Genomic DNA, 12,673 nt, shown 5'->3' on the forward strand with positions numbered 1-12,673 from the left:
CGGTCAGCCGGCCGCGCCGCGTTCGTTCGCCGCCTTCGCGACGGGCACGCTTTGCAGCACGGGCATCGTCGCCGTCTGATACTCGGGCACCCAGCGGCGCAGATCGCGGCGCACTTCTTCGTCGGAGAGCACGCGATGCTGCATCAGCCAGGGCAGCAATTCGTCGATGAAATCGTCCGGCACGCCGCGCGCCTGCGCGATGCGCAGCTTCGGATGCGGCGTGCGCGTGGTGGTTTCGTCGTCGGCGAGCAGTTCTTCGTAGAGCTTTTCGCCCGGACGCAGCCCAGTAAACGTGATGCGGATCTGCTCTTCCGTGAAGCCATAGAGACGGATGAGGTCGCGCGCGAGATCGACGATTCTCACGGGCTGGCCCATGTCGAGAATGAAGATCTCGCCGCCGCGCCCCATGCTCGACGCCTGCAGCACGAGTTGCGCGGCTTCCGGAATCGTCATGAAGAAGCGCGTGATTTCCGGATGCGTGACCGTGACCGGACCGCCCTTCGCAATCTGCTGCTGAAATTTCGGGATCACGCTGCCCGCGCTGCCGAGCACGTTGCCGAAGCGCACCGTCTCGAACTGCGTGCGCGGCGCGGATTGCTGCAGCGCCTGACAGGCCATCTCGGCGAGACGCTTGGAGGCGCCCATCACGTTGGTCGGGTTGACGGCCTTGTCGGTGGAGATCAGCACGAAATGGCGCACGTTGTGGCGAATCGCCGCGCGCGCGACGCGCAGCGTGCCGAGCACGTTGTTGCGCACGGCCTGCCACGCGTTCTGCTCTTCCATCAGCGGGACGTGCTTGTAGGCCGCCGCATGGAAAACGATGTGCGGCGTGAAGCGCGCCATCGTCTGATCGAGCAGCAGCGAATCCTTCGCGTCGCCGACGACCGGAATCACCGAGCACTCCGGAAACTTCTCGTGCAGTTCCTCGATGAGGCGATACATCGCGTATTCGGAGAGGTCGTAGGCGATGAGCTGCGCGGGCGAGAAACGCAGAATCTGACGGCACAGTTCCGAGCCGATGGAGCCGCCGCCGCCCGTCACCATCACGACGCGCCCGTGGAGCAGTTGCTCGACGTGCGGCATGTCGATCTTCACCGGCTCGCGGCCGAGCAAGTCTTCGAGGTCGATCTGCCGCACGCGCGACAGGAAGTTGCCGCCTTCGGTGAGCGGCGTGAGCGCGGGCAGCACCATCACCTTGACGCCGGCGCGCACGCACAACGTGGCGACGCGCCGCTGCTCCTCGACCGACGCCGAAGGAATCGCGATGATCACGTAGTCGGTCTTGTACTGCTCCGCGAATCGGGAGAGGTCGCTGAACCCGCCGAGGACCTTGTGGCCGAGCACTTCGCGGCCCTGCTTGGCGGGATCGTCGTCGAGCAGGCCGACGAGACGCCATTCGCTGGAGCGCGCAAGCTCGCGGGCGAGCATCGCGCCCGCCGTGCCCGCGCCGAGCACGATCACGGGCTTGCCCTGGCCGACCAGACCGCCGTACAGATAGAACTCCTTGCCCGCGCGATAAAGCGCGCGCGCGCCGCCCATCGCGAGAAACAGCAGAAGCGGCGAGACGATGAGCACCGAGCGCGGGATGATCGGGGTCGGCTGCGACATCACCGCGCCCACCATCACGACGAGCGCGCCCACGACGATCGATTTGGAGATACGCATCAGGTCCGGCAGGCTCGCGAACACCCACATGCCGCGATACAGCCCGAAGACGCGAAAGACGATGGCGTAGACCGGCACAACCCACAAGAGCGCGTGCAGCGCGCCATCGCGGAAATCATGCGGCACGCTGCCGTTGAAGCGCAGCAGGTAAGCGACGACCCAGGCTCCGACGACGGCCACGAGATCGAAGCCGAACGCCCCCGCCGATAGCCATGTAGCTTTTATTCGATTCATCAGCATGGACCCTCAAGATTGTCCGGTATGGCGCGTTTCATGACGACGCCACTGTGCGTCGACGACCGCGCCCGCTGCCACAACCACGACTGTCCAGCCCGCAACCGCCGCCCACTGCCCCGTGACGGAAAACCACAGCGCCCAGTTCGCGAGGATCATGCCCGCCAGCATGAGCAGATACCACGTGAGCGCGGTGCGCGCGTGCCCCATTCCGAGGCGCACCATGCGCTGATAGTAATGCTCCCGATGCGCCTGCCAAAATTTTTCACCGCGCGCGAGGCGTCGCAGCAACGTGACCGTGGCATCCGCGATGAAAGGCGAAAACACGAGCGCCGGAAACCAGACGGGCCATGCGCCCCGTTGCCAGCCCCAGAACCCGAGCGCGCCTGCGAGAAATCCCAACGGAATAGACCCGGCATCGCCGAGAAAGATCCGAGCCGGATGGAAATTGAGGGTCAGGAAACCGGCCGCCGCTCCGGCGATCGCCGCGCTCGCCAGGCCGAGATCGGCTTGCGGCGCGGGTCCGGCGAGCGCCGCGAGCGCGTAGCCGCCGAAGCCGAACAGCGCCATGCCGCCGGCGAGCCCGTCCGAGCCGTCCATGAAGTTGTAGAGATTGACGAGCCACAGCATCAGAAAGCCGACGAATGCGAGCGCCCACCACGGCGCGTTCGCCGGATGCGCGACGATCACGAGCGCCACCGCGACGATATGCGCCGCGAAGCGCACGCGCGCGGGCAAGCCGCGTCGGTCGTCGATCTGCGAGACGGCCGCGAGGAAGACCGCGCATGCCGCGACGAGCCACATCGACGGGGCCGCGACGAGAAGCGCGATGACGGCGACCGGCACGATGCCCCAGCCGCCGACGCGCGGCGTGGGCCGTTCGTGCAGCGAACGCTCGTTGGGGATATCGGTGGCGAGGCGCCACGCGAGGCCCGTGCGGATGAGCGTCCGAAGAATCAGCGCGCAGGCGGCGAACGCCACTACCGCGACCGACATCGCGGCCAGCGGCGGCGAAGCTTGGAAATACGAATGCAGCATGCGTTGTTATGAGTTGTCGAAAACGAAGCCCCGATCGCCCCGGCGACTTTTGTCCCGGGCAAACCCGCAAGGATACGCGAACGGTCGCCGGAATTAGTCGTAAATAACTGACGGATAACGAAAATCGCGCTGATATCGAAGCCGCGCATATTTTAACGTTCGCGACGGACGTTTCCGATCGCGAGAACCGCCGTTTATTGCGCGCGCGTCGAGCGAAACCACGCGGCCGTGGCGGCGAGGCCTTCGTCGAGCGATTGCGGCGCTTGCCAGCCGAGCGTCTCGCGGATGCGGCTCGAATCGAGGCGCAGGCTGCCGGTCAGCCGATCGATCTGAGCAGTCTTGCCCGTCAGACGCCCGACGACGCGCAAGAGTCCCACCGGCACCGGCACGAGCCGCGCCGGTTTGCCGAGATGTTGGCCGAGCTTGCGCGCGAGTTCGGCGACGCTCGGGTCGTCGCCGTCCGTGACATGGAACAGGCGGCCCGCCGCGGCCGGATGGAGCGCGCATTCGATCGTCGCGCTCGCGAGATTGTCGACGGAGACGAGGCTGCGGCGCGCATCGATCGCGCCGAGCGGCAACGGGATGCGGCGCGCGATCGCGTTCATCATCGCGAGGAAATTGGCGCGCACGCCGGGGCCGTAGACGAGCGGCGGCCGCACGATGGCGATCTCCAGCCCGGTGCGGCTGCCGAATTCGAGCAGTTTCACTTCGGCTTCGGCTTTCGACACGCCGTAGGCATCGGGCGGATTGCGCGCGTCGTCTTCGGTGAACGGGCGGCCCGGATCGCTTTCGCCAAGCGCCTTGACGCTGCTCATCATGACAAAGCGCGTCACGCCCGCTCGCCGCGCGCATTCGGCGGCGGCGAGCGTGCAGTCGACGTTGACCGCCCGATACGCCTCCAACACGGCCTGCGATTGGGCGGCGGCGTCGGCCATTACGTGGACGCGCGCCGCAAGATGGATCACTGCGTCGCAACCGGCAAAGGCTTCGGGCGCGATCGAATCGAGGCCGTCAATATGGCGCACGTCGACGCCCGGTTCGCATTGCGCGTCGCGCCGCACGAGCCCTGTCGCGCCGATCCCGCGCGCCGCGAGCGCACGGCTCACCGCGCGGCCGACGAAGCCGTTGGCGCCGGTTATCGCGATGCGTCGGCCGGATTCGCTCATAGCCATTTCCAGCCGAAACGGTTGAAGAACCGGTACGCCGACGTGACGAACAGCTTGATGTGCACCGAGCCTTTCTTCGCCGCGCCGCCGCCGTGATGCAGGATTCGCACCGACGGCACATACGCGATGCGCGCGACGCGGCGCGTGCGCAGGCTCAGGTCGTAGTCCTCGAAATAGAGGAAATAGCGCGGATCGAAGCCGCCGAGCGACTTGAGCACATCGGTTCTGAAGAGCATGAAGCAGCCGCTCACGATCGGCGGATCCCACACGATATTGCTGTCGCCGATGACATCGCGCATTTCGTAGCGCGCGAGGCGCCCCGCGAACGGCTTGCGCAGCGCCGACGGCAGAAAGCCGCGCACGAAAAGGTCGAGCACGGTCGGATAGCGGCGGCAAAGAAACTGCTGACGGCCGTCGTCGCCGCCGATCCACGGCGCGAGCAGACCGGTTTCCGGCGAGCCGTGCAGAAAGGCGAGCGCGCGGCGCAGGCCATCGGCATTGAGTTCGACGTCGGGATTGAGAATCAGATGGAAGCGGCTGTTCGCGCGCTCGATGGCGAGATTGTGGCCGCGTCCATAACCGACATTGCCGTGCCCTTTGAGCACCACGGTGTCGAATTCGGCATCCGAGGGCGCCGGCAGGTCGGCGAGCTCGCCCGGATTGCCGTTGTCGATCAGATACAGGCACGGGCGGCCGGCGACATCGTGCAATTGGGCGAGCGCGGATTCCAGCGTTTCGACGGTGCGCGCGAGCAACGCGGCATCGGGCCGGTAGATGACGATGGAAATGCTGAGAGTGATCGGCGGGGCGTTCGCGTTCATCGGACAAATGGGGCGTCCGCGCCACGAAAGGAAAACGGACCGCATCGACGGGTGGAAGACGCCAAGATTGTCCTTAATGTCGGAGGTTTCGGCAACCGCGGGCGGCGGGGCGCCGCGTCAGGCGAACGTGCGAAACACGTAGCGCTTGTCGAGGCGGTACTTGATCACATAACCGATCGCGAGACCGATGCAGCCGCCGACGTAGCGCATTTCGGCCGTTTCGAAGACGTGATTGAAGCCGAATTCGACGCCCCAGAAAATCGCTGTGGTGACGAGGCCCATCGTGATGTAGAGCGTGAACATGGTCGCGTCGTGACGCGCATTCTCCGCCTTGAAGCGGAAGATCCATTTCTTGTCGAGCAGATATTTCACGACGAGACCGACGCCCGTGCCGACGAACACCGACAGCAAAACATGCCAGGGGCCGCTATAGATGCGCGTAGTCAGATCCTGCGCGCCGATGTTGGCAAGCGTCGCGATGGCGGCGAAAAAGGTGTAGAGCAGCGCGAGTTGCATGTGTTCAGAACATGGTTCGGTGGTTCGGCGTTTTTCCGGCGCTACGTCACACGTTGCTTGGCGGAAAAACCGACACCATATACGATGTGCCTGGAAAACTCGACAAAGCCGGTGCCGAAGCCGTCGCTGAGAAGACGGCCAGGCCCGGTTCCGCCCGGTCGTGGGCTTAAGCAATCATCTCAACGTGAATTGAATGAGCAAGCCCATCGTCGTCGATCTCGATGGCACGTTGATTCACTCCGACATTCTCGTCGAGAGCGGATTCGCCTTCCTGAGATCCTCACCGCAGAAATTCTTCAAGCCGCTGCTGTGGCTTTCCAGCGGCGGCAAGTCCGTGCTCAAGTCGCGGCTCGCCGAGCACGTGAGCATCGATGTCGCGACGCTGCCCTACAACACGCAGGTCGTGAACTGGCTGAAGGACATGCGCGCCGGGGGCCGCACGATCGCGCTCGCCACCGCGAGCCATGAATCGTTCGCGCATCGCATCGCGGAGCATCTCGGCATCTTCGATCGCGTGTTCGCCACCGACGAGCGCGTCAACCTTTCCGCGCACCGCAAGCGCGACCGGCTCGTCGCCGAGTACGGCGAGAAGGGCTTCGATTACGTCGGCAATTCGCACGATGACATGTCCGTCTGGGCCGCCGCCGATCGCGCGTACGTGGTCAATCCGCACGCGGGCGTCGTGCGCGCCGCCTCGAAGCACGACAACGTCGAACAGGTCTTCGAGAATCGCCCGCCGACGCTCAAGGTCTGGGCCAAGTCACTGCGGCTGCATCAGTGGCTGAAAAACGTGCTGATCTTCGTGCCGCTGCTCGCAGGGCATCAACTGAAGTCGCCGGCGGCCATCGAGTCCGCCGTGATTGCGTTCTTCGCGTTCGGGCTGTGTGCATCGAGCGTGTATCTGCTAAACGATCTGCTCGACTTGCAGGACGACCGGCAGCATCCGGTGAAGCGCCGGCGCCCGCTCGCCGCCGGCACGATGCCGCTCGCATGGGGCATGGCGCTCTGCCCTGTCCTGCTCGCCGCCGCGTTCTCGATCTCGCTCACGTTCTTGTCGTGGAAATTCAACGCGGTCCTGCTCGGCTACTACGTGCTGACGCTCGCCTATTCGCTCGCGCTCAAGCGTCAGGTGATGATCGACGTCGTCGTGCTTGCCGCGCTGTACACGACGCGCATCGTCGCGGGCGCCGCGGCGATCCATGTCCCGCTCACTTTCTGGCTGCTAGCTTTCTCGATGTTCGCGTTCCTGAGCCTCGCGCTCGTCAAGCGCTACACCGAGCTTCACGCGATGATGAAGTCCGGGCGCGAAGGCGCGCGCGGGCGAGGTTATCTGGCGAGCGATCTGGCCATCGTGTCGTCGCTGGGCACGTCGTCGGGTTACATCTCGGTGCTCGTGCTCGCGCTCTATATCCAGGACGAACGCACCACCGTGCTTTACCGGCATCCGCAATACATCTGGATGGTATGTCCGCTGATGCTCTACTGGTTCAGCCGGACATGGGTCATCACGCATCGCGGACGCATGAACGACGATCCCATCGTGTTCGCGGCGCGCGATCGCATGAGCCTCGTCGTCGTCGCGCTGTGCGGCTTCGCGTTCTGGCTCGCGATCTGACCGATGAGCGAACTGCTTTCCTGGGGCCGCTACCCGCGCCTGCCGCAGACCGCGCACGCCGCGCACTGGCGCGACGAAGCGCAGGCGCGATGGCGCGACGTGCAGCGCGAACACGGCACGACGCTCGCGTTCGGCAATGGCCGAAGCTACGGCGATGTCTGCCTCGCGAGTTCGAATCACGTCTTTCAGACGCTCGCGCTCGACCGGATCATCGCCGCCGACTGGACGCGCGGCATCGTGCGCGCCGAGCCCGGCATCACGTTCGAGCAGATTCTCGCGCTCGCGGTGCCGCGCGGCTGGATGCTGCCGGTCACGCCGGGCACGAAGTACGTGACGCTGGGCGGCGCGATCGCCAACGACGTGCACGGCAAGAATCATCACGTGCGCGGCACGTTCGGGCGGCATGTGCGCGCGTTCGGCCTCGCGCGCAGCGACGGCACGTTCATCGAATGCTCGCCGAAATCGAACACGGAGATGTTCAATGCGACGATCGGCGGGCTCGGGCTGACGGGACTCATCCTGTGGGCCGAGTTCTCGCTGATGCAGATCCGCACGAGTCTCATCGACGTGACGAGCATCCGCTTCGGCAAGCTCGACGAGTTCTTCGATCTCTCGGAAGAGTACGACGCGAAGCACGAGTATTGCGTCGCGTGGGTCGATTGCGCGAGCCGCGGACCGGCGCTCGGGCGCGGCATCTTCATGGCGGGCGATCACGCAATCCACGGCTCGCTCGATGTCGAACAGCGCAACACGCGCCGCGTGCCGTTCACGCCGCCCGTTTCGCTCATCAACGGCCTCACGCTGCGCGCGTTCAACGAGCTGTACTACCGGAAGCAGCGACGCGCGATCGAGCTTTCGCGCGTCGGTTACGACGGCTATTTCTATCCGCTCGACAGCCTGCTCGAATGGAACCGCATCTACGGGCCGCAGGGGTTTCAGCAGTATCAGTGCGTCGTGCCGGCAGCGAGCGCGCGCGATGCGGTGCGCGCGATGCTCAATCGCATTTCATCGAGCGGCACGGGTTCGTTTCTCGCGGTGCTCAAGCGCTGCGGGAACATTCCGTCGCCGGGGCTGCTGTCGTTTCCGATGGAAGGCACCTCGCTCGCGCTCGACTTTCCGCAGCATGAATTGCGTAATTCGCAGCTCTTCGACGCGCTCGACGCGATCGTGCGCGATGCCGGCGGACGCATCTACCCGGCCAAGGACGCGCACATGTCGGGCGCCGATTTCCGCGCCGCTTATCCCCGATGGCAGGAGCTCGAATCGCTTCGCGATCCGGCCATGCTGTCGCATTTCTGGAAACGAATGACTGGCCTATGAAGAACATCGTCATCGTGGGCGCCACGTCCGCTATCGCCATCGCCTGCGCGCGAGAATGGGCCGCGAAAGGCGCGCGCTTCTTTCTCGTCGCGCGCAATCAGGAACGCATGGAGCAGGTCGCCGCCGATTTGACGGCGCGGGGCGCGGCTTCGGTCGCCGTGTATCGGCTCGATATCGACAAGCTCGACGATCACGCCGCGATGCTCGCTGACTGCGCCGCGCACATGGATTCGATCGATATCGTGCTGATTGCGTCGGGCACGCTGCCGGACCAGGCGGCCTGCCAGAGCGATCCCGCCGTCGCGGTGCGCGAGTTTCATACCAACGCGCTTTCGCTGATCGCGCTCATCACGCCGATCGCCAATCGGCTTGAGGCTCAGCGGCACGGGGCGCTCGCGGTGATCTCGTCAGTGGCGGGCGATCGCGGGCGTCCGTCGAATTATCTTTATGGCAGCGCGAAGGCCGCGTTGCAGGCGTTTCTCGAAGGCTTGCGCGCGCGGTTGTTCAAGGTCGGCGTGCATGTCGTCGATATCAAGCCGGGCTTCGTCGCCACGCCAATGACTGCGGGGCTGCCGTTGCCCGGGCCGCTCGTCGCGACACCGGAGAAGGTCGCGAACGAAATCGTGCGCGGAATCGACAGGAAGAAGGACGTGCTTTATACGCCGTGGTTCTGGTGGGGGATTATGTTCGTGATTCGGAATGTGCCGCGGTTCCTGTTTAAGCGGGCGTCGCTTTAAGTAGGTGCGTGGAACACGCGGGGACGTTCGCGACGGTGGGGATCGCGACAACAGGTGCAAAGGCAACTCGTATGTATTTTAAGTGCGAAGTTCAGCAACCATTTTCAAGAACTCTCGGCACCTTAAATTCCAACGCTCCAGTTTTAAGCGCTCAAACGCGAATCAGTGATCCGAATGAAATATGTGCCCGCACACAAGAAGGTAAAAACTTGCAAGGTCTTTTCGCGTGGCGATCTTGAATTTGGTTATATTTGAGAAGCCATGGCACACCACTTTTCCCATGTGCACCTCTACCTCATCTTTGTCGTTCGCGTTTAATCTATGCAATTTTTTTGAGCCACGAATCGCATTGTATTGACGCGGGCTTTTTCTAAACTCACCCCAACCCAAACTCTAGGGATTAGCCGCACATCGACTCTCCCTACTTCATAGATATCCGAGTTCGAAGTAAGCTCGTAGCGCCGCGACCGATTAAGCCGGAAATAAAAATGCAAGCCCCACACAAAGTTAAAGTGGTTGCACGAACATGCAACAAAATACATTTAAATGCTTGTGCATAAGTAGCAAACGGATTGAAACACTATTTAACGAATGTGTCGTCGGAAGATAGGATATTTTTTCGCAAACCGAGGAAAATTGAGTGACGCTAGACAGTCGGCTCATTTGCGTTGCAAAGATTGTTCGATACAACGGAAGATTGAGGACGTCTACGAGCGGTCATCCTAACCGACGTTGTTGACAAGTCTGCTGATCGTTCCGTTACCGTTCATCGAATTAGCTTCAATCGATGCGCCCTTGCAGTCCTATCGGGACTGCCGTTCATTTCTGCGCATGCGTTCAACAGCAAACCAACTTCCTTTCAGAGCCACGGGCATATATGAATCCGCGCTCCGCCAGGTTCATTCATATCCGAGTGTTGCGAGCGTGGAGTGATTGCGCACGGTCGGGAGACAGACGCCAGTGAGACTTCACTCACGATTGCAGTCTCCAAGAATATTGGGATTCGCTTGCTATTTGTCCCGTCTAAGCAAAGCGCGGCCTTAATCGTCCCATATTCGGCAGAACGTATTTTGAGCACGCGCCGCGATACCAATATTTCAACAGCGAATTGACCGCACGCCCAGGCATAACTCAGTCGATCGGCCCGGCCAAAAAGAGCCGCTTCTTATGCAAGATTCTCCTTCGGACGGCTGCGGAACCACGACCCCGTGCGGTCAGAAGCGTCTCTGGCCGAACGTGCAGAAGTTTCTTCACGACCCCGCTCGACTACGCCTGCGGCCCAACTACCGGAGCTCACTCGTTGCCGCCGTTCGCCAATCGGACGCCTTGTCGGCCGGCATTGTCAGCGGAGCGGACGTTCGAAGATCCGATGCATCGATGCTTCAGTGAAAATCCGCCCACGTCAAACCTTCTTAGCCGGCAACGCATCCTGAGCGATCACGAAGTTGGGGGCGGCCCGACGAGGTTCGCGTTGGTATGTGAGCGCTTTGCGGGCGAAAGTTCGGCACTTTTCTCGAGCTGACATAGCAACCCGCATTTGCCCCCGAACTCCGATCGACGATTTCGTGAACCTCGCTACCGCTGAATTTTTTCGTGGTGCACGTGTCGTCGTCCGCGAAACGCTGCATTTCAAACTTGAACGTAGATGAATTTTGCAGGATGCCCTAACCTTTCTGCTAGCGTGAAGCCAGCCGCCGTCTGATTGCTGGCGCGCCGTACTCAATGTCAGTTCCTGTGCGATGCTCTATGCGCGAATTCAACGTTCAATTTGACACCGACGGCACCCGGGTCCATTGCGTCTGCTACCTAGTTTGTGCGACGCTAGTGTCGTACGGACTGACGCGAACATGGTCACTTCCTCACTTAGTCGAATCTACGCGCCTGTGGCAGGCACGATCGACAACATCCTTTGACTGGATGACGCGCGTTCAGCTTGGCCAACTCGCGTTGAAACTTTGCAGAGAACACGTCAAACAAAAGCGTCGCTGCCCCCAAGTCGAAAGTATTTTCACCGAGTCACTTGCGCTGGATCTGACGAGTGCGGAGGTGATCGAATTGTGGGCACGCTGTCGTGACGCGCTGAAACCGCAAAAATCTTGAATTCCGTCTGGTGCGAGATCTTTTCCGCGTGCAGTTACCCCTAGATCTACGGCATGCTGAACACAAGATGATCTCATCTTCCTACCACTTCGCTTTTGGCGACCGTGGAAGATTGTGCCGCTGTGGTCGCTCCGACGGCGCTAACGTCCGCTACGGAAAGAATTTCATCCCGATGGACGTCAGCTTGCCAGTATTCTTCTAGGACCGTATATGAACGCGTCCCGCTTGCGCCAGTTTTTATGCGAATCGACCTGGACAAGATGGGTTGCAGTCGTATACATGGCCTCGTCCCGTTTGCCAAACAATCTGTTCTACGGCGAGCAGGTGCTGGATTGCATATATACATTCGGCCTTTCTGTGGCACGCGTGTGCCCGGCCCCAATGGATTTCGCCCGGCGACTCCTACTTATATCCACGGCTTCGAGAGCCCTAAGACTGCGCAGGTTTTGTCACCGACGGTCCGACCTGTTAGCCATTGAATCAGATTACTTGTGCAACCAGTGAAGAGGGTAAATCACTGCTACTATCCGACCGACGCTCCGCTCATACCGGCGATACGTACTCCACACCGCGTGCGAGCAATACCCAGATCGTCCTGGCAATCTTGTTGGCAAGCGCTACGACCGCGATGTTCGTTCCCCGTCTCGCCTGCACCTCAAGTATCCATCGAGACAGCGTATCCGTATGCTTTATCGCCTGCTGTACCACGGATCTCGCACCGTGTACCAGCAGCATTCGCAGGTAGCCGTTCCCGCGCTTGGTGATACCGAACAGACGATCCTTGCCGCCTGAGGAGTGCTGGCGTGGCGTCAAACCCAGCCAGGCCGCGAACTGCCGACCATTTGAGAACTCGGAGGCGCTTCCCGCAGCGGCGATGACGGCGGTTGCAATCATCGGCCCGACCCCACGAATCTTTTCCAGGCGCTGGCTTGCAGGCGATGCCCTGTGCACGTGATGAATCAACTCATCGTACCGGGCGATCTGCTTATCCAGCAGGACGAGTCTCTCGTACATATCTCTCATCATTGACCGAGTCAACCCTGTCAGCTCGTTGCATTCGTCGTCGATAATCGCGGGGAGTTGCGTCCTTATTTTTAGAGGTGTTTGGGCAATGACCACCCCGTATTCAGCCAGCAGGCCTCGAATCTGATTGATCTGTGCGATGCGGTCTCGCATCAACGGACTGCGGACGCGATGCATGGACTGGATATCTTGCTGCTCAACGCTGTTGACTGCGACGTAGCGCATGGTCGGGCGGGACGCAGCTTCGACGATTGCCTCCGCATCGTTGCGGTCATTCTTCTGGGATTTTACGAACGGCTTGACGAATCGCGGAGCGATGATCTGCACGTGATGCCCCATTGCCGAGAAGCGGCGAGCCCAGTAGTCGACTGCGTCATTGATTTGGCACCTGGCGGATTCGACGTGAAGGATCGTCATACTTCCACTTGATCGGCTTTG

The 12,673-nt window shown here is 61.8% G+C and carries 9 protein-coding genes; 3 read left to right on the forward strand and 6 right to left on the reverse strand.

The features are described 5' to 3' along the window. Window positions 1-3 precede the first annotated feature (3 nt). The 5 genes from NCS00_RS10960 to NCS00_RS10980 all read right to left on the reverse strand — a co-directional run bounded on the left by NCS00_RS10960 (window position 4) and on the right by NCS00_RS10980 (window position 5,440). The gene (locus tag NCS00_RS10960) at window positions 4-1,899 is read right to left on the reverse strand and encodes a polysaccharide biosynthesis protein (protein ID WP_175980403.1); all 1,896 of its coding nucleotides are present in this window, start codon (window positions 1,897-1,899) and stop codon (window positions 4-6) included. A gap of 12 nt (window positions 1,900-1,911) precedes the next feature. Next, the gene (locus NCS00_RS10965; RefSeq protein ID WP_239295216.1) at window positions 1,912-2,937 is read right to left on the reverse strand and encodes an MraY family glycosyltransferase; all 1,026 of its coding nucleotides are present in this window, start codon (window positions 2,935-2,937) and stop codon (window positions 1,912-1,914) included. Between the two features lie 194 nt (window positions 2,938-3,131). Then, window positions 3,132-4,103, reverse strand: coding sequence for a UDP-glucose 4-epimerase family protein (locus NCS00_RS10970; RefSeq protein ID WP_250440073.1), 972 nt, complete (start codon window positions 4,101-4,103; stop codon window positions 3,132-3,134). Continuing rightward, window positions 4,100-4,924: a glycosyltransferase family 2 protein gene (locus NCS00_RS10975; protein WP_250440075.1), complete on the reverse strand. Its 825-nt coding sequence runs from the start codon at window positions 4,922-4,924 to the stop codon at window positions 4,100-4,102. The genes NCS00_RS10970 and NCS00_RS10975 overlap by 4 nt, the downstream gene beginning before the upstream one ends. Window positions 4,925-5,041: 117 nt before the next feature. Next, a complete protein-coding gene (locus NCS00_RS10980) occupies window positions 5,042-5,440 on the reverse strand; it encodes a GtrA family protein (RefSeq protein ID WP_250440077.1) in 399 nt (132 codons plus the stop codon). Window positions 5,441-5,633: 193 nt separating this feature from the next. On the opposite strand from NCS00_RS10980, the gene NCS00_RS10985 reads away from it, so the two are divergent. The 3 genes from NCS00_RS10985 to NCS00_RS10995 are packed head-to-tail and all read left to right on the forward strand — an operon-like array spanning window position 5,634 to window position 9,112. Next, window positions 5,634-7,055, forward strand: a complete 1,422-nt coding sequence (locus NCS00_RS10985) for a UbiA family prenyltransferase (RefSeq protein ID WP_008342552.1) — start codon at window positions 5,634-5,636, stop codon at window positions 7,053-7,055. 3 nt (window positions 7,056-7,058) lie between these two features. Continuing rightward, on the forward strand, window positions 7,059-8,375 hold the full coding sequence (locus NCS00_RS10990) for an FAD-binding oxidoreductase (RefSeq protein WP_250440079.1): 1,317 nt from the start codon (window positions 7,059-7,061) through the stop codon (window positions 8,373-8,375). Further along, the gene (locus NCS00_RS10995; protein ID WP_250440080.1) at window positions 8,372-9,112 is read left to right on the forward strand and encodes an SDR family oxidoreductase; all 741 of its coding nucleotides are present in this window, start codon (window positions 8,372-8,374) and stop codon (window positions 9,110-9,112) included. The genes NCS00_RS10990 and NCS00_RS10995 overlap by 4 nt, the downstream gene beginning before the upstream one ends. Window positions 9,113-11,755: 2,643 nt before the next feature. Here the strand turns inward: NCS00_RS10995 and NCS00_RS11000 are convergent. Continuing rightward, on the reverse strand, window positions 11,756-12,673 hold a 918-nt coding region (locus tag NCS00_RS11000; protein ID WP_250440081.1), incomplete at its 5' end, for an IS110 family RNA-guided transposase.

The sequence above is a fragment of the Caballeronia sp. AZ1_KS37 genome (genome assembly GCF_023631165.1).
GTDB classification, from domain to species: Bacteria; Pseudomonadota; Gammaproteobacteria; order Burkholderiales; family Burkholderiaceae; genus Caballeronia; species Caballeronia zhejiangensis.